Source organism: Coprococcus eutactus, from assembly GCF_001404675.1.
Taxonomy (GTDB): Bacteria; Bacillota; Clostridia; order Lachnospirales; family Lachnospiraceae; genus Coprococcus; species Coprococcus aceti.
The window spans coordinates 687380-703639 of sequence record NZ_CYXU01000001.1; the positions used below are offsets into that span (position 1 = coordinate 687380).

The 16260-nt window shown below is 41.1% G+C and carries 21 protein-coding genes; 13 read left to right on the forward strand and 8 right to left on the reverse strand.

Annotated elements, in window-relative coordinates:
* Window positions 1-4: 4 nt before the first annotated feature.
* The 10 genes from ARA78_RS02955 to ARA78_RS03000 all read left to right on the forward strand — a co-directional run bounded on the left by ARA78_RS02955 (window position 5) and on the right by ARA78_RS03000 (window position 6953).
* On the forward strand, window positions 5-1171 hold the full coding sequence (locus ARA78_RS02955) for a ribonuclease E/G (RefSeq protein WP_055144434.1): 1167 nt from the start codon (window positions 5-7) through the stop codon (window positions 1169-1171).
* A gap of 156 nt (window positions 1172-1327) precedes the next feature.
* Window positions 1328-1636 (forward strand): 50S ribosomal protein L21, encoded by a 309-nt coding sequence (gene rplU / locus ARA78_RS02960; protein ID WP_004850943.1) that lies wholly within the window; start codon window positions 1328-1330, stop codon window positions 1634-1636.
* Window positions 1637-1664: 28 nt separating this feature from the next.
* On the forward strand, window positions 1665-1991 hold the full coding sequence (locus ARA78_RS02965; RefSeq protein ID WP_015534943.1) for a ribosomal-processing cysteine protease Prp: 327 nt from the start codon (window positions 1665-1667) through the stop codon (window positions 1989-1991).
* A gap of 5 nt (window positions 1992-1996) precedes the next feature.
* Window positions 1997-2284, forward strand: a complete 288-nt coding sequence (rpmA, locus tag ARA78_RS02970) for a 50S ribosomal protein L27 (RefSeq protein WP_004850948.1) — start codon at window positions 1997-1999, stop codon at window positions 2282-2284.
* 193 nt (window positions 2285-2477) lie between these two features.
* Entirely contained in the window at window positions 2478-3773 is a 1296-nt protein-coding gene (obgE, locus tag ARA78_RS02975) for a GTPase ObgE (RefSeq protein WP_055144437.1), read from the forward strand.
* Between the two features lie 14 nt (window positions 3774-3787).
* Window positions 3788-4075: a ribosome assembly RNA-binding protein YhbY gene (yhbY, locus tag ARA78_RS02980; protein WP_022216458.1), complete on the forward strand. Its 288-nt coding sequence runs from the start codon at window positions 3788-3790 to the stop codon at window positions 4073-4075.
* Between the two features lie 12 nt (window positions 4076-4087).
* Complete coding sequence (gene nadD, locus ARA78_RS02985) at window positions 4088-4711, forward strand: nicotinate (nicotinamide) nucleotide adenylyltransferase (RefSeq protein ID WP_055222654.1); 624 nt, start codon at window positions 4088-4090, stop codon at window positions 4709-4711.
* A 69-nt stretch (window positions 4712-4780) separates the two neighbouring features.
* Window positions 4781-5359: a bis(5'-nucleosyl)-tetraphosphatase (symmetrical) YqeK gene (yqeK, locus tag ARA78_RS02990; RefSeq protein WP_082419750.1), complete on the forward strand. Its 579-nt coding sequence runs from the start codon at window positions 4781-4783 to the stop codon at window positions 5357-5359.
* A gap of 1 nt (window position 5360) precedes the next feature.
* Window positions 5361-5711, forward strand: coding sequence for a ribosome silencing factor (rsfS, locus tag ARA78_RS02995; RefSeq protein WP_022216461.1), 351 nt, complete (start codon window positions 5361-5363; stop codon window positions 5709-5711).
* A gap of 54 nt (window positions 5712-5765) precedes the next feature.
* Complete coding sequence (locus ARA78_RS03000; RefSeq protein WP_055222651.1) at window positions 5766-6953, forward strand: HD-GYP domain-containing protein; 1188 nt, start codon at window positions 5766-5768, stop codon at window positions 6951-6953.
* A gap of 294 nt (window positions 6954-7247) precedes the next feature.
* Here the strand turns inward: ARA78_RS03000 and lexA are convergent, their stop codons facing one another.
* The gene (gene lexA / locus ARA78_RS03005) at window positions 7248-7868 is read right to left on the reverse strand and encodes a transcriptional repressor LexA (protein ID WP_055272991.1); all 621 of its coding nucleotides are present in this window, start codon (window positions 7866-7868) and stop codon (window positions 7248-7250) included.
* A gap of 312 nt (window positions 7869-8180) precedes the next feature.
* Between lexA and yneA the strand changes: the two genes are divergently transcribed.
* The 3 genes from yneA to ARA78_RS03020 all read left to right on the forward strand — a co-directional run bounded on the left by yneA (window position 8181) and on the right by ARA78_RS03020 (window position 10598).
* Window positions 8181-8510: a cell division suppressor protein YneA gene (gene yneA / locus ARA78_RS03010; RefSeq protein WP_055279950.1), complete on the forward strand. Its 330-nt coding sequence runs from the start codon at window positions 8181-8183 to the stop codon at window positions 8508-8510.
* Window positions 8511-8783: 273 nt separating this feature from the next.
* Window positions 8784-9848 carry a tyrosine-type recombinase/integrase gene (locus ARA78_RS03015; protein ID WP_055144446.1) on the forward strand — a complete coding sequence of 355 codons (1065 nt, stop codon included), beginning with the start codon at window positions 8784-8786 and terminating at the stop codon, window positions 9846-9848.
* A 30-nt stretch (window positions 9849-9878) separates the two neighbouring features.
* Entirely contained in the window at window positions 9879-10598 is a 720-nt protein-coding gene (locus tag ARA78_RS03020) for a tRNA 2-thiocytidine biosynthesis TtcA family protein (protein WP_055279951.1), read from the forward strand.
* A 157-nt stretch (window positions 10599-10755) separates the two neighbouring features.
* Here ARA78_RS03020 and ARA78_RS03025 read toward each other — a convergent pair whose 3' ends face one another.
* The 7 genes from ARA78_RS03025 to ARA78_RS03055 form a co-directional block, all read right to left on the reverse strand.
* Entirely contained in the window at window positions 10756-11370 is a 615-nt protein-coding gene (locus tag ARA78_RS03025) for an AAA family ATPase (protein ID WP_238050269.1), read from the reverse strand.
* Window positions 11371-11553: 183 nt separating this feature from the next.
* Window positions 11554-12477 (reverse strand): RluA family pseudouridine synthase, encoded by a 924-nt coding sequence (locus tag ARA78_RS03030; RefSeq protein ID WP_055279952.1) that lies wholly within the window; start codon window positions 12475-12477, stop codon window positions 11554-11556.
* A gap of 3 nt (window positions 12478-12480) precedes the next feature.
* The gene (gene lspA / locus ARA78_RS03035; RefSeq protein WP_015534938.1) at window positions 12481-12999 is read right to left on the reverse strand and encodes a signal peptidase II; all 519 of its coding nucleotides are present in this window, start codon (window positions 12997-12999) and stop codon (window positions 12481-12483) included.
* Window positions 13000-13022: 23 nt separating this feature from the next.
* Entirely contained in the window at window positions 13023-14108 is a 1086-nt protein-coding gene (gene aroB, locus ARA78_RS03040) for a 3-dehydroquinate synthase (protein WP_015534937.1), read from the reverse strand.
* Between the two features lie 32 nt (window positions 14109-14140).
* The gene (locus ARA78_RS03045) at window positions 14141-14857 is read right to left on the reverse strand and encodes a DivIVA domain-containing protein (protein ID WP_015534936.1); all 717 of its coding nucleotides are present in this window, start codon (window positions 14855-14857) and stop codon (window positions 14141-14143) included.
* A 25-nt stretch (window positions 14858-14882) separates the two neighbouring features.
* Window positions 14883-15536 (reverse strand): cell division protein SepF, encoded by a 654-nt coding sequence (locus tag ARA78_RS03050; RefSeq protein WP_015534935.1) that lies wholly within the window; start codon window positions 15534-15536, stop codon window positions 14883-14885.
* Between the two features lie 12 nt (window positions 15537-15548).
* Window positions 15549-16244 carry a YggS family pyridoxal phosphate-dependent enzyme gene (locus tag ARA78_RS03055; protein ID WP_055279953.1) on the reverse strand — a complete coding sequence of 232 codons (696 nt, stop codon included), beginning with the start codon at window positions 16242-16244 and terminating at the stop codon, window positions 15549-15551.
* Window positions 16245-16260: the final 16 nt, after the last annotated feature.

Here is a 16260-nt window from a genome sequence, read left to right on the forward strand (position 1 = left end):
TCACATGAGAAAGCTGGTAGTTACACACTACGACAACAAAATATTACAGGCTGTTATACAGGATGGCAAAGTCACAGATCTTAACCTGTCAGAGGGCAGTACAGTCCTCGGCAATATCTATGTGGGCAAGGTGGCCAACATCGTAAACAATATAAATGCCTGCTTCGTGGATTACGGTGACAGACTTCCCTGCTACTACAGTCTGGATGACAATGATATTATATACGCCGATGGCAGGGAGCACACAAAGCTCAGGATCGGCGATGAGATAGTCGTTCAGATCAGCCGTGACGCAGTCAAGACCAAGAACCCTGTTGGTTCATCGGAGCTCACCCTCCGCGGGGATTACTGTGTGGTCCACACCGGGGAACAGATCGGTGTATCGAACAAGATAAGCAGCAGAAAGCTCCGGGACGAGCTTAAGGACATCGCGCGAAATACCCTCCCGGCGGGTATAGGTTGTATCATTAGGACAAATGCTGTGGATGCGGACCCTGAACTCATAAAACGTGAACTGAATGAGCTGGGCGGTCGTCTCACACAGATCCTGAAGGCCGCAGCAACCAGAAAATGCTTTTCCTGTCTGTACCGGAATCCACCGGAATATATAGAAAACATAACTTTCATGGGAAGTAATAAGCTAGATTCACTGGTAACCGATGATGAAGAAATATTCCACGTATTTGAGGATTACATAGAGAAAAAACAGCCTGGAACAATAGACTTAACGCTTCATACCGATACAGAATGTCCGCTTACGGCAATCTACAATCTCAATAAAGAAGTGGAGGGAGCTCTAAAGGAGAGAGTATGGCTTAAGTCAGGTGCCTACCTTATAATCCAGCAGACTGAGGCCATGGTAGTTGTGGATGTGAATACAGGCAAGGCTATATCAGGCAGAGATATGGAACAGCACATGCTGAAGGTCAACACCGAGGCGGCCATCGAAACCTGCCGTCAGTTAAGACTCCGCAATCTGTCAGGGATAGTAGTCATAGACTTTATAAACATGAAGAATCCCGATGATATTCTCAGGATACGTGATACCCTGATAAGAGAGCTGGCAGACGATCCTGTACCAGCCAAATTCGTAGATATCACCAAGCTTGGACTTATAGAGCTGACCAGAAAGAAGTTAAAGAGACCGCTTCACGAAATGGTTAAGCTTTGATGAAAATAAATCAAAAAATATTGTAAAAATATATCAGAAAATTATTGACAAATAATCATCTCAATGGTAGATTATATGAGTATGCCGCACAGTTAGGTATAAGTGTGTCAACAGACACCACCAAAACTGGCGAGTTTGATTAAGGAGGTATTAACCATGTACGCAATTATAGCAACAGGCGGTAAGCAGTACAAGGTAGCTGAAGGAGACGTGATCAAGGTTGAGAAGCTCGCAGCAGAGGCTGGAAGCGAAGTAACATTTGATGATGTTATCTTAGTAAGCACTGATTCAGACGTTAAGTGTGGAGATGCAGTTGCTAATGCATCTGTAACAGCATCAGTAGTTGGTGAAGGCAAGTCTAAGAAAGTTATTGTTTACAAGTACAAGAGAAAGACTGGCTATCACAAGAAGAATGGTCACAGACAGTCATATACTAAGGTTGAGATCAAGAAGATCAACGCTTAATTGGTATTGATTGTATCGATTATAAGACATGATTGATGTAGTTATTTATCAGAACAGCAATTCGGAATATATAGGATTTAAGACAGATGGACATGCGGAATATGATGATCCTGGACAAGATATCGTCTGTAGCGCAGTTTCAGCGATCACGATAACCATCCTGAACTCTGTTGAGAAGCTTTCAGATGTGAATTTCACACTTGACTGCGATCAGGAGAGTGGACATATGGATTTCATATTCACAGAGGAGCCGGATATCAAGGCACAGACTTTGATGCAGGCGCTTGTGATCGGTATATCCGGAATCGAAGAATCCTATGGCGATTATATTTGTATGACCTTTAAGGAGGTGTAATTGACATGATGAAGATGGAACTTCAGTTTTTCGCTCATAAGAAAGGTGTAGGTTCTACAAAGAACGGCAGAGACTCAGAGTCCAAGAGACTTGGCGCTAAGAGAGCTGACGGTCAGTTCGTAAAGGCTGGTAACATCCTTTACAGACAGCGTGGAACAAAGATTCATCCAGGTCTTAACGTTGGTATCGGCGGAGATGACACACTGTTCGCTACAGCTGATGGTATCGTTAGATTTGAGAGAAAGGGTAGAGACAAGAAGCAGGTTTCTATCTATCCAGTAGTTAACGAGTAATATTGGATATATATAAGTAATACTATCAAGAGACTGGAGTAATTATTATTATTCCAGTCTTTTTTTACAGACAAAAGTGCAGATATGGGGTATACTATGAAATAGTGTGCAGATGTATCTGCAGAACTTGACACAGGTAGTTTAGACATTGAATATTCGGTATAGAATATCTGACATAGAAAGGCGGTATATTATGTTTGCCGATAGAGCCAGAATATATGTGAGATCAGGCAAGGGCGGTGACGGACATGTATCCTTCAGAAGAGAGAAATATGTTCCAAACGGCGGTCCTGACGGCGGTGACGGAGGTAATGGCGGTGACGTTATCTTTGTTGTCGACGAGGGAATGAACACGCTCACTAACTATAGACATGTGACAAAATACAAAGCCGGAGACGGTGAAGAGGGCGGCAAGAAGAACTGCCATGGCAGCAATGGTGCCGATATCGTGCTCAAGGTTCCACCTGGAACTGTTGTCAAAGATTCAGAGACAGGTAAGGTTATTCTCGATATGGCCTACAAGAAGGAACCTGTTGTTTTCCTTAAAGGAGGCCGTGGTGGCCGTGGCAACAGAACATATGTAACTTCGACCATGCAGGCGCCAAAGTATGCACAGCCTGGTCAGCCAGCCAAGGAGCTTACAGTAGATCTTGAACTCAAGTGTATAGCTGACGTAGGACTTGTCGGATACCCAAGTGTAGGTAAATCAACCTTCCTTGCAAGAGTTACGAATGCCCGTCCTAAGATCGCGGCATATCATTTTACCACTTTAGTTCCGAACCTGGGTGTGGTGGATCTCGGGGATAAGAACGGCTTCGTGATCGCAGACATTCCAGGCATAATTGAAGGTGCGTCAGAAGGAACAGGTCTTGGACTTCAGTTCTTAAGACATATAGAGCGTACAAAGGTTATAATCCACATCGTGGATGCAGCCTCGGTGGATGGAAGAGATCCGATCAATGATATCCACGTAATCAATGAAGAGCTCAAGAAGTACAATAAAGACATCGAGAACCGTCCACAGGTTATAGCAGCCAACAAGGTCGATCTTCTGGATGATATGGGCTATGAGACTGTCATAGAGATGCTTAAGGAGGAATTCCCGGAGGATGAAGGATATAAGATATTCCCTATATCTGCAGTATCAGGAAAGGGTATCAATGAACTTCTCTGGTATGTCAATGACCTTGTAAAGCAGTCTCCAAGGGAGATCATCGAATTTGAACCTGAGATAGATCTGTCCATGCAGGATGATCCTGAGCTTCCATTTGAAGTCAGAAAGTCAGACGAGGAGGAGGGTGTATATATCGTCGAGGGTCCACGAATCGAGAAGATGCTCGGATATACGAACCTTGAATCTGAGAAGGGCTTTGATTTCTTCCAGAAGTTCCTCAGAGACAATGGAATACTTGCACAGCTTGAGGAGCTTGGCTGTGTAGACGGAGATACTGTAAGAATGTATTTCCTTGAATTTGATTATTATAAGTAAAGGAATAAACACGTATGAATAGCAAACAGAGAGCATATTTAAAGGGGCTGGCACAGACCATCCAGCCTATACTCAACATAGGCAAATCATCACTCACACCTGAGTTCACAGAATCTGTTGCAGAGGCTCTTGAGGCGAGAGAACTAATCAAGATCTCTGTTCTCAAGAACTGTCTTGACGATCCTCGTGAGATAGCAGCTATGCTCGGTGAGAGAACCCACTCACAGGTAGTTCAGGTGATCGGCAGAAAGATCGTTCTGTACAAGGAGTCAAAGGAACATAAGAAGATTGAACTTCCATAGGGGGAATACGCCATGCTGGCACAAAAAGCAGGACATGTAGGTATACTCGGCGGAACATTCAATCCTATACACTATGGACATATAGAGCTTGGCGTACAGGCATTGGAACAGTTTAGACTGGATAAAGTGCTTGTGATGCCCAACAATAAGCCTGGTTATAAAGATATTTCCAACGAAGTTACAACAGATCACCGGGTCAACATGATAAAACTTGCCATAGATGGCATAAAAGGGTTGGAGTATTCTGATTTTGAGCTCAGACGTCCCGGGATCACATACACCTCAGATACGCTTGAGGCCCTTCATGAGTTATATCCTGACGTTCACTGGTATTTTATCATGGGCGGGGATTCCATTATGTATTTTGACCACTGGCACAGACCTGACATCATATCAAGGCATGCAACGCTGCTTGTCACAACAAGAAGTGGAGCTTCTGAGGATATGATCAACGACAAGATAGCAAGCCTGCACAGTCTGTTTCCGGCTTCTGATATCCGCCGGGAATACATCCACCAGCACGATATATCCTCAAGTGATATAAGAGCTGCTGTGCGGTCAGGAGAAGATATCAGGGATATGGTTCCCGATAGCGTGATAACATATATCAGGGACAATGGTCTATATCACGTTTGATCTGGCAGGTATAACAACATATATTGAATATTACTTATACTTGAACATTTGCAACAGATAGGAGATAAGATGAACAGATTTGAGATGCGTGAGCGCCTTGAAAACAAGCTCACAAAGAAAAGATTTGAACATTCACTTGGTGTGGAATATGTATCAGGCTGCCTGGCCATGGTTCACGGAGCAGATGTGAACAAAGCTTTGACTGCCGGACTTCTACATGACTGCGCCAAATGTCTGCCTGCAGACGAGAAGATAGCAAGATGCCAAAAACACGGACTTCCAATAAGCCAGGTCGAATTTGCTAACCCTGAGCTTTTACACGCAAAGCTGGGAGCATATTACGCAAGAGAAAAATACGGAGTTGACGATGAGGACATCCGATCGGCTATAGAATTCCATACCACTGGAAGACCGGCTATGTCGCTTCTGGAAAAGATTGTTTTTGTGGCTGACTATATAGAGCCGAACCGTAAGCCTTTGCCGGAGATAGATGAAATAAGAAATGAGGCATTCTCCGATATTGACGCTTCGGTGGCCCACATATTAAAGAATACTTTAACTTATCTGGACAGTGGCAGCTGTGGAGACACGGACGAAATGTCTGTCCGGACATATAAATATTATACATCATTGAACAGTGAGGACTAATATGGCAGATTCCAGAGAGATGCTCAAGATAGCATGTGCTGCTCTTGAGGATAAAAAAGCATTTGACATTAAGATCATAGACATAAGCAGAATTTCAACCTTATGTGATTATATAGTGATAGCTGACGGAACAAATAAAAAACAGGTTCAGGCACTCAGCGATAATGTTGAGGACAATATGCACGAAGCTGGATATTCCCACAAGGGAGTGGAGGGATATTCTGAAGGTGGATGGATTTTGCTGGATTATTATGATATAATAATCCATATATTTTCTGAAGAATCAAGAAGATTCTATAACATAGAGAAGATATGGAGTGACGGAGATATTGTATCTCTGGACAGCATATAAGATATTCAGTTTAAAATAAGATTGGGTTGCAAGTAAGAATTTGGGGATTAAAACATGGAGAGTAACAGGCTATTAAGCGACAATTATATCAAGATCAATCATATTGCCTCCAAATGTATGAGGCTTTTTGCTATATTGATACTTTTGTACTGGGTATTTACATATATTGGAGGGCAGTGCAATATAGTGCTCCTGTGTTCCTGCATGGGAGTATGCTGTATTCTGACCCTTATACCTACGATTTTTATTGATCTACTTAAGAACAATGAGGGCAAATGTATAAAATATGTGGTAATTGCATTGGCTGTACTCATATGCTCCATACTCAATACAACTTTATCGTACACAGCTATGATCGTCTGGATATTTCCTATGCTTGTAGCTTCCCTTTATTATAACAAGACAATGGTTCTCTATACTGCGCTTTTATCTACAGTCGGTGTATTCGCTGCAGATATAGTCAATTACAGATTATGTGATCTTGTTATTCCACCCGCACATGATGATTTTGCTGACAATATGATACTGGTCATAGCGCCATGTGTTATAGCCATTTTTATCATGTCATTTGTATCATATTTCATAGTATCAAGAAACTCAACAATGCTCAATAATGTTATAGACCATGCTGAAGAGGTCAAGACTAATCAGAAGGAACTCATATATGCGTTTGCCGAGCTCTCTGAGAGCAAGTCAAAATCAACAGGTGAGCACATCAAGAGAGTTGCAAAATACATGGAGGTTCTTGGAAAGGCATCCGGTTTTGATGACGATTATGTTGACATGCTTTCAACCGCAGCCATGATGCACGATATCGGCAAACTGATGATCAGCGAAGAAATACTCAACAAACCTTCCCGTCTTACAGATGAGGAGTTCGCCATTATGAAGAGTCATGTATTATATGGCGACGCACTTCTCTCAAAATGTCCGGGACAGATCCTTCAGATTGCAAGAACGATCGCCAAGGAACATCATGAGAAGTGGGATGGCTCTGGATATCTGCATATGAAGGGAGAAGAGATCGCATATATCAGTAGGCTTATGGCTGTATGTGATGTATTCGATGCCCTTACATCAGCAAGATACTACAAGAAAGGCTGGTCTATGGAGGAGGCTTATACCGAGATAGTAAGCCAGAGTGGTAAACAGTTTGATCCAAAGGTGGTATTATTATTCCAGGCTCATTTCAAGGAATTCAAACAGATAGCAGAACAGAATGCTGATAAGCACATATACTAAAATGTGATTACTTAAAAATAGGCTAAATATACATTAAGCTAATAGGCTAAAAAACTGCTTTATGGTTTTTTAGCCTATTTTTGTTGGATTTAGACTTGAAATAAGCTAATTAATTGGTATAATGTAATTAACAAGTTGATATAAATTAACTATTTTTGAAGTTAATTTACTTTTAATAAGCCCCCTCTTAAAAAATATGACATAAATTGATCCCCAGGTCATATACGTAAATGTTGCTGACGTATGTTGACCTGGGGATCTCTTTCTTAATGGATTTATTATATTATATTGTAATTACATCTGCCTAAATAATCCGATAACCTTTCCGAGTATATCGCAGTGGCCTACGATAATTGGATCCATATAATCATTCTCCGGCTGAAGTCTTATATGACCATTCTCCTTAAAATATCTCTTTACTGTAGCCCCGTCATCGATAAGTGCAACCACAATATCACGATTGGAAGCAGAAGAGCATTGTTCAACAATAAGGAGATCACCATCGTTGATTCCGATGTTGATCATACTTTCGCCCTTAACGCGAAGCATGAATGTCTGATTATTGGTGTTATGTAAATATTCCGGTGGAATAGGAAAATAATCCATAATATTCTGTGTGGCAAGGATAGGAAGTCCAGCTGCAACCTGTCCAACAACAGGTATATTAATAACCTCACGCCTTGACAATGCAAAATCATCATCTATTATCTCTATAGCCCTTGGTTTTGTTGGATCACGCCTTATATATCCGTTCTCCTCAAGAGATGCGAGATGAGCATGTACTGATGATGTAGACTTGAGTCCAACAGCCTTGCAGATCTCTCTTACTGAAGGTGGATAGCCCTTCTTAAGCTGTTCTTCCTTGATATATTCCAAAATCTCTGTCTGCTTATCAGATATCTTTCCTTTTCCCATGTATATTGAACCTCCACAAATAAATTCTATTTAACATAATCTGTTATATACAAAATATGATAGCACATATGTTCTGATATTGCAAACGAATGTTCTGTTTTAATTTTGCTTTGTTTTGAATATTCTTGACCGGATCTATTCTTTCGTGGGAATAAAAATGGACACTTGATAGTGCATAATATAGGAGTATTAAGGATTCAGAGTTACAATACGAACTGCAGTCGTACAAGTGTTCGAAAACCACTTGACAACAAAACATCTGTTCGATATAATACGAACATAGTAACAAACATACGTTCAGGAGGGATAGAGATGAATAGATTATTTAATTTCATTAGCAATAAAAAGGTGACAATAATTGTAGCCATAATCATAGCAGCAGTATTATATGTTTCGATCACACACATGGATGCATCCGAAGCTGATGCCACCAATGCCAGCACCAAGTATTACACATGTATATCCGTTGAGTCTGGCGATTCACTTTGGGATATAGCCCAGAAGTATATGACTGATGAATATACATCAACCCAGGATTATATCGATGAAGTTGTCTCGATCAACAATCTGAACAACGATTCATCGATAGTAGCCGGAACCAACCTGGTAATACCATATTATGAAGTGACTAATCTCAATTAAACAAGGAATTAGATGTTCTTGATAAACGCATATAGATTCTATTAAATGATAGATTCTATATGCGTTTTCTGTTTAGATTTTTGCTTAGAGAGTCGTAAGAATCAGTGAAAGCAGTGCAGTTGGAATGTATTTTAGTCTATATATTTCTATTCGCTAAACTCAGGTTTTACGAAAAAATATAGCATATTTTATTAGATTATGCTATAATCCATTTAGTCATATACATGAATATGCCCACAAATTAACATATATCAGGAGGTTTCAAATATAACGATGCCAGCCAAGCCATACAACAAACAGGTCGATGAGAATAATATATTATTGCTCAGAGATATTCTTTCCGAGTTACCACAATACGCAACGATCGCTTTTCGTGGAATTGAGAATACTACATCCACAAGAACACGCCTTGGTTACGCCAGGGATATAAAAACATTCTACGAGTATTTATGTGAAAATAACCCATTCTTTCGTGATAAAACTCCACTTGATATTACTACTGAGGATCTCAGCAGACTTGAGGCCGAGGACATCGAGGAGTTCCTGCATGCCATGAAGCTTTACACTAAAAACGGACGTACATACACCAACGGTGAACAGGCGTTAAAACGCAAATTATCTGCACTCCGGGTATTTTTTGCATACCTGTATAAAAACGACCGTATAAGCTCAAACGCTGCAGAAAAGGTCGACATGCCAAAGATACACGATAAGAAAATTATACGAATGGAGCCAAACGAGGTTGCAGATTTTCTTGATAATGTTGAGTATGGCAGCGGCCTGACTGAACGCCAGAAAAAATATCATGAGAAAAATAAAGTCCGTGACCTAGCGCTTTTATCACTTATGCTCAGCACCGGCATGCGTGTATCCGAATGCGTTGGAATTGATATACGTGACGTTGATTTCGATAATATGCGGATTAAGATCGTTCGAAAAGGTGGCAAGGAGGCATACGTATACTTCAGTGATGAGGCAAGTGAAGCTTTGCTTGAATATCTTGATGAAAGGAAAAAACTGATACCGGAAAAAGGCCATGAGGATGCGTTATTTCTGTCCGGTCAATTAAAAAGAATATCTGTCAGATCAGTTGAGAATATTGTAAAAAAATACTCTCTTACCTCCGTTCCTTTAAAGCATATAACACCTCACAAACTCAGGAGTACGTTTGGCACTGAGCTTTATAGGGCTACAGACGACATATACCTGGTGGCGGACGTATTAGGCCACTCGGATGTAAATACAACAAGAAAACACTACGCTGATATGGATGAGGACAGAAAACGTCGTTTCAGGAACGAAGTACAGCTTCGTGAAAAACGCACAATTAAACCATAATAATATTATGTTAACTTAAGGAGTATTTTTATGAAATCACAAAAGCTTTTATCATATACAAGACGAGCTATAAATGATTACGATATGATCAGTCCCGGTGACAAGATAGCCATAGGAATATCCGGAGGCAAAGACAGTCTGACACTTTTATATGCAATGTCCAAACTGAAAAAGTTTTATCCCATACCATTTGAAATTGAAGCTATAACCGTAGATCTAGGATTTAAGGATTTTGACACGTCCAGACTTAAGGAATATTGCGAGTCACTTGGAGTCAATTACACGGTTTGCAAAACTCATATAGGCGAGATCGTTTTCGATTACAGGAAGGAACCTAATCCATGTTCACTCTGCAGCCGTATGCGTAAAGGAGCCTTCAATGATTGTGCTGCAGAACTTGGCTGCAACAAGATCGCATATGCCCATCACAAGGATGACGTTATAGACAGCTTCCTGATGTCCATGCTGTATGAGGGGCGCATTCACACCTTCTCTCCTGTCACTCATCTGGAGAAATCAGGTGTCACACTCATAAGACCTCTTTTATACGTCCTGGAAGGCGAAATAAGAGCATTTGCACGCGCCAACGATCTTCCAGTCTGCAAGAACCCTTGTCCCGCTGACGGCGTCACAAAACGTCAGGAAAGCAAAGACATTATAGACGAACTCAAAGTACGCGTGCCTGATGTAAAAGATCGTATATTTTCCTCCATCGAGGGTGCCGGAATAGACGGATGGTCAAGGCACTGATTAATAGCTTATGGATATAAAAAATGAATCCAATCACAAAACAAAAATGACAGTAAGCGTTTAACAAACAACCTACTGTCATTTTTTATATACAAGATTTTATAATAACATTATTATGATGATATATTACAATTTTCAATAATAATCATGACTGAGATCAATAATTATTTACAATGTCATATAACAGATCTATCGTCTTATCTATGCCGTACTTCGAAGTATTGATACATATGTCGTATCCCTTCATCTCGCCCCATCTCTTGGATGTATAATAGTTGTAATATGAAGCTCTGGCCTTGTCTTCCTTCTTGATCATATCCTTGGCCTTCGATTCACTTATGTTGTACTTCTTGGCGATTCTGGCTGTTCTGTCATCCATGTCTGCATACAGGAATATATTCACCACGTTGTCCAGATCCCTGAGTGCGTAATCAGCACATCTGCCGACAAATACACATGAACCATCTTTCTCTGCAAGATTCTTGATGGTGTCAAATGCCGCAAGGAAAACTTTGTGGTTGAGAGGAAGCTCTGTTGAACTGCCAAATCCCAGTGAATATGGATCCATCACCAGTGAGTAAAGAAAGCTATTCGTAGGCTTTTCGTCAAAGCTGTCAAAAATCTCTTCACATATTCCACTGTTCTTTGCTGCCTCTTTAAGTAACTCCTTGTCGTAAAATGGTATGTTCATCTTTTCTGCAAGAGCTTCTCCGATCTGCTTGCCTCCACTTCCGAACTGTCTACCTATAGTAATAATCTTCTTCTCTGCCATAGTAACCACTCCCATCTTCTCGTATTCTCCATGTAAAAAATATCAAAATATATTACTTATGTACAAAATACTTAAATTCCTATATGGGTTATTATAACATTTATACAATAAACTGTAAATAAAAAAGTATAGACAATTGCACGTAATTTGTGACAATTGTCTATACTCGTTTGTTACATTATATTAATTTAACAGTTTTAACTTCTTTATAAGATCTTCAAAATATTCCGGCAGATCAGCCTTGAACTCAACGTATTCCCCGGTTGAGGGATGACCAAAACCGAGAATACCAGCATGCAGCGTCTGTCCCTGCAGCTTAAACGGACATTTCTTCGGTCCATAAACTTCATCCCCAAGTATGGGATGTCCAATGGATGCCATATGAACTCGGATCTGATGTGTCCTGCCGGTCTCAAGCTGACACTCAATAAAGGTATACTTTCCTCCAAAACGCTCCAGAACCCTGTAATGTGTGACGGCATGTCTGCCATTTCTGGTATTGATCGCCATCTTCTTCCGATCCTTAGGACTTCTTCCGATCGGCGCATCCACAGTACCATCATCCTGTGCGATATTTCCATGGACTATGGCATAATACTTTCTGGTTATACTATGCTCGTGAAGCTGCTCAGACAATGATCTATGGGCATTATCGTTCTTACACACCACAAGTACACCTGTTGTATCCATATCTATCCTGTGAACGATTCCCGGCCTGAATTCTCCATTTATACCGGAAAGGGAATCCTTAAAATGGTACATCAGTCCGTTGACCAGAGTCCCACTGTAGTGTCCCGGTGCCGGATGAACCACCATTCCCTTTGGTTTATTCACAAGTATCACGTCATCATCCTCATATATGATGTCGAGCGGTATATTCTCAGGCTCAATGTCAATGCTGACCGGATCCGGCACAGATATATCAAAAATATCTCCGGTACGTACACTGTAGCTCGGCTTTGAAGCCTTACCGTTGACCTGAATATATCCGTCATCAAATAACTTCTTTATGAAAGATCTCGAATAATCGCTGAAATACCCGCTGAGAACCTTGTCTATTCTTTTCCCTGCCCAGTCGCCGCTGGCTTCGATGTTATATTCTTCCATATACTATTCCTGTCCATCTGTCTGTTTTTGGTGTATGATCTCTGAGAGCTCATCATCCTTATACTTGAACAGCACCAGAATAACTATAACAATAAAACTGCATGTGACAAATATATCTGCGACATTGAATACCGGGAAGTTAATAAGGCAGAAGTCAAACATGTCAACCACATATCCACGGGCAACTCTGTCGATCATATTGCCGACAGCTCCCGATATGAGAAATACCAGTGATATCCTGAGCGGTGTATATTTCTTTTCCTGATTGCCTGCAAGCCTGATGTATACATATATAGCCGCAAGCAGGATAACAAATGTTATCGCAAGCAGGAAAACGATCTTACCTGAGAAACTTCCCCAGGCCGCACCTCTGTTCTGAACATAGTTGAGCTGGAAAACTCCATCGATTATTTTCCTTGTCTGTCCAACCTGAAAGTTGGTTGATATGAGATGTTTCACCAGTTGATCTAAAGCTGTAAGAATAATAATGGCAAGTATAGCCATCGGTATTCTCTTTTTCATAATATCCGTTCCTCCTTTGAATATCAATGCCACTCAAATGCCTTTTTCATATCATCAGGAACGACATTGGTATTGATATATGCATCGCCAATAGTGTGAAGAAGGATAAATTTTATCTTGTCCCCAACCATCTTCTTATCGTTCTTAGTGTACTCTATGACAGCATCTGCATCGACAGGGTAGTCCTTGAGAGTAGGGAAACCAAACATATCAAATGCATGTATGATCTTATGAAGCTCGTCCTCTGTGATGTCACCCCTATTGTATGAGATAACAGACGCAAGGCAGCATCCGATGCCGACACATGCCCCATGACTCAGCTTAAGGTCGAGGTATCTCTCTATGGCATGTCCAAGAGTATGTCCAAAATTGAGCAGAGCTCTGTCGCCCTTCTCCGTAGGATCGTTCTCCACAACAACTCTCTTGATGTTGCAGCTCACCCTGATCATCTCCATCAGGACATCCTTATCCCTTGCAAGTATTCTGTCGTGGTTTTCTATAAGCCAGTCAAAATATGCAGAATCCTTTATGAGTCCATGTTTTATGATCTCACCCATTCCCGAAATAAACTGCTCATCGGATAACGTGGTGAGTGTTGACACATTGATATACACAAGCTTTGGCATGTGAAAGGCTCCGACCATGTTCTTATATGAATCAAAGTCAACGCCTGTCTTTCCACCAATACTGCTGTCCACCTGTGCCAGAAGACTTGTAGGTATCTGTACAAAGTCTATGCCTCTGAGATACGTTGCAGCAGTAAATCCGGTTATATCGCCCGTCACGCCGCCTCCAAGAGCCACCAGAAGATCTTTTCTGTCAAACTTTGCAAGAATAAGCTTCTCGTAGATCATCTTTACTGTATCAAGATTCTTCTGAGACTCACCGGCCTCAAATATAATAGATATCAATTCTTTGCATTTTCCATCAAGCTGATTCCTGATCTCATCGAGATAAAGAGGCGCAACATTACTCTCTGTAACGATACATACCCTTCTATCAGCAATTCCCTGTCCGGCTAAAAGCTCAGGCAGGGAATTAAAATCGTTTGCAAAGAAAATGTCATAGATTGGTTCATCATTCAGATGAACTGTGAGTGCATTACACATATAAACATTCTCCATTAGTATAAAATATATTGTTAGTTTCCAAATGGATTAACAAATGACTTACCGCCAAGATTCTTTGTGTATACAGACGAATCACTTGTAACACTTCCGCCACCGGCACCGCCAAGTGTTGAATCACCCATGGCTGAGCCGCCTCCTGATCCGAGAGTTGATTCCTCACGGCCCTGTGGATCGCCGTCATAGGAGTTCATAAACGAATTCATGGCTGCGCTCTGTGTCGACTGTGAATAAGAAGCATTTGAACTGCCCTCGCTTAATACATCGTCGAAATTAAGCCCCATCTCCTCATTGATAGGATTCTGGGCAAGGTAATTCATATGGGCTTCCATCAGAGCCTTGAATGCACATACATAGTCCTTGTACTGCTGTTTTATTCCATCAATACTTCCCTCTATGCGCTCAAGCTCCTCCCTGGCCTCCTGCACTATATTATTAGCCTTGATCTTGGCATCATTCTCTATCAGTCTCGCCTTATCAGTGGCGTTCTTTGTAGACTCCTCAGCATTCTTCTCTGCTAGCATGAGAGATTTCTGAAGCTTTGACTCGGTTGTTCTGTAATGTACTAAACTGTCAGTCAGAGTTTTCACCTGATTGGTAAGATCTGCATTGGACTTATACAGTTCTGTGTAGCTGAGCACAACTATGTCAAAAAATGCATCTACATCTTTTCGCGCATATCCCATTCCATGCGTGAACTTCTTCTGTTGTAAATCAACTGGTGTAAGCATATGTAATCCCCCGTAAAAACATATATTAATAAGTTGCCTTACTTGAAAGAGTTTCCCCCTGAAGAGATCCTCCAGCCAATTCCTCCCTTAAATCACCAGATACGTAGGTTCCATTAGGTGTGGCAAGGAATATGTTGCCCGAAATAGCCTGAAACAGACCATCCACAGCATAACTTGCTCCTCCAATGAAATCCGCTATTCTCTGTGCAGTTGGAAGATCAAGATCCTCCATGTTTATTACGATTATCTGTCCTCGATTGAGATGATCGATTATCATCTGCGCATCGTCAAACTCGTCCGGCTTGATAACAAATACTTCACTGTCATCCATTGCTCTGGATCTGCTGTTGATCGATACGAGCTTTCCATTACCTGCTCCTGACTGCTGACCATGAGAAGATCTTGCAGCTTTTGATCTGGCCGATCCATTGTCAGATGATGCAGAACCTTTGTACTTATTAAAGGACTTGAGCGGTGAAGCCTTCACTCTGGACTCTGTCTGAGGCGCATCGTAATCATCCTCATCATCGTACTCATCGTCTAAGCGATCGTCCATATCGTCTTCATCTTCATAGTCATCTTCATCTTCATCAAACAAATCATCATCAAAGTCATCGTCGCTTGAATCACTTAATTTGAAATAATCAAGAAAACTTTTCTTTGTATTTCCCTTTGCCATGATTGTTCTCCTTTAAATATTATAATTTCTGGCACCGAATATTCCCGTGCCAACTCTAACCAACGTTGCACCTTCTTCAACTGCAACTTCATAGTCGTTTGTCATACCCATCGACAAGACGCTCATATCGATATTATCAATGCTTTTAGATTGTATGTCAAGTGATAAATCTTTCAATTTGCGGAAATAGACCCTGTTGTCCTCGGGATCATCCACAAATGGAGCGATAGTCATAAGACCCTTAACCCTGATATGAGGGAAATCTTTTATCTCCTGGATAAGCGGAAGTACCTCGTCGCATGACAGTCCAAATTTTGTTTCTTCCTGTGCAACATTTACCTCAATGAGAATATTGACTGTGACATCATGCTTTGCAGCCTCCTTCTCAATGGTTCTGGCAAGATTTAACGAATCAACGGAGTGTATCATACACACCTTATCTACAATGTATTTTACCTTGTTCGTCTGCAGGTGACCTATCATATGCCAGTTTACAGGTCTTGAGACATTCTCGTATTTGTCCACAAGCTCCTGAACCTTATTCTCACCAAAATCAACGGCATTCGTATCACTGAGCAATTCCTCTATATCTGACAAAGGCTTTGTCTTGCTAACGGCGATCAGAGTGACATCCTCCGGTGATCTGCCGGCCTTTTCACATGCCCTGACTATGTTCTCTTTTACTTTTTCGTAATTTTCTTTAAGCATATTATCATCTCCTGTG

What these genes read in the sequence shown, in the direction of transcription:
- ARA78_RS02955 (WP_055144434.1), top strand. Translation starts at nt 5, where the DNA reads ATGAGAAAGCTGGTAGTTACACACTACGACAACAAAATATTACAGGCT.
- rplU (WP_004850943.1), top strand. Translation starts at nt 1,328, where the DNA reads ATGTACGCAATTATAGCAACAGGCGGTAAGCAGTACAAGGTAGCTGAA.
- ARA78_RS02965 (WP_015534943.1), top strand. Translation starts at nt 1,665, where the DNA reads ATGATTGATGTAGTTATTTATCAGAACAGCAATTCGGAATATATAGGA.
- rpmA (WP_004850948.1), top strand. Translation starts at nt 1,997, where the DNA reads ATGATGAAGATGGAACTTCAGTTTTTCGCTCATAAGAAAGGTGTAGGT.
- obgE (WP_055144437.1), top strand. Translation starts at nt 2,478, where the DNA reads ATGTTTGCCGATAGAGCCAGAATATATGTGAGATCAGGCAAGGGCGGT.
- yhbY (WP_022216458.1), top strand. Translation starts at nt 3,788, where the DNA reads ATGAATAGCAAACAGAGAGCATATTTAAAGGGGCTGGCACAGACCATC.
- nadD (WP_055222654.1), top strand. Translation starts at nt 4,088, where the DNA reads ATGCTGGCACAAAAAGCAGGACATGTAGGTATACTCGGCGGAACATTC.
- yqeK (WP_082419750.1), top strand. Translation starts at nt 4,781, where the DNA reads ATGAACAGATTTGAGATGCGTGAGCGCCTTGAAAACAAGCTCACAAAG.
- rsfS (WP_022216461.1), top strand. Translation starts at nt 5,361, where the DNA reads ATGGCAGATTCCAGAGAGATGCTCAAGATAGCATGTGCTGCTCTTGAG.
- ARA78_RS03000 (WP_055222651.1), top strand. Translation starts at nt 5,766, where the DNA reads ATGGAGAGTAACAGGCTATTAAGCGACAATTATATCAAGATCAATCAT.
- lexA (WP_055272991.1), bottom strand. Translation starts at nt 7,868, where the DNA reads ATGGGAAAAGGAAAGATATCTGATAAGCAGACAGAGATTTTGGAATAT.
- yneA (WP_055279950.1), top strand. Translation starts at nt 8,181, where the DNA reads ATGAATAGATTATTTAATTTCATTAGCAATAAAAAGGTGACAATAATT.
- ARA78_RS03015 (WP_055144446.1), top strand. Translation starts at nt 8,784, where the DNA reads ATGCCAGCCAAGCCATACAACAAACAGGTCGATGAGAATAATATATTA.
- ARA78_RS03020 (WP_055279951.1), top strand. Translation starts at nt 9,879, where the DNA reads ATGAAATCACAAAAGCTTTTATCATATACAAGACGAGCTATAAATGAT.
- ARA78_RS03025 (WP_238050269.1), bottom strand. Translation starts at nt 11,370, where the DNA reads ATGGCAGAGAAGAAGATTATTACTATAGGTAGACAGTTCGGAAGTGGA.
- ARA78_RS03030 (WP_055279952.1), bottom strand. Translation starts at nt 12,477, where the DNA reads ATGGAAGAATATAACATCGAAGCCAGCGGCGACTGGGCAGGGAAAAGA.
- lspA (WP_015534938.1), bottom strand. Translation starts at nt 12,999, where the DNA reads ATGAAAAAGAGAATACCGATGGCTATACTTGCCATTATTATTCTTACA.
- aroB (WP_015534937.1), bottom strand. Translation starts at nt 14,108, where the DNA reads ATGTGTAATGCACTCACAGTTCATCTGAATGATGAACCAATCTATGAC.
- ARA78_RS03045 (WP_015534936.1), bottom strand. Translation starts at nt 14,857, where the DNA reads ATGCTTACACCAGTTGATTTACAACAGAAGAAGTTCACGCATGGAATG.
- ARA78_RS03050 (WP_015534935.1), bottom strand. Translation starts at nt 15,536, where the DNA reads ATGGCAAAGGGAAATACAAAGAAAAGTTTTCTTGATTATTTCAAATTA.
- ARA78_RS03055 (WP_055279953.1), bottom strand. Translation starts at nt 16,244, where the DNA reads ATGCTTAAAGAAAATTACGAAAAAGTAAAAGAGAACATAGTCAGGGCA.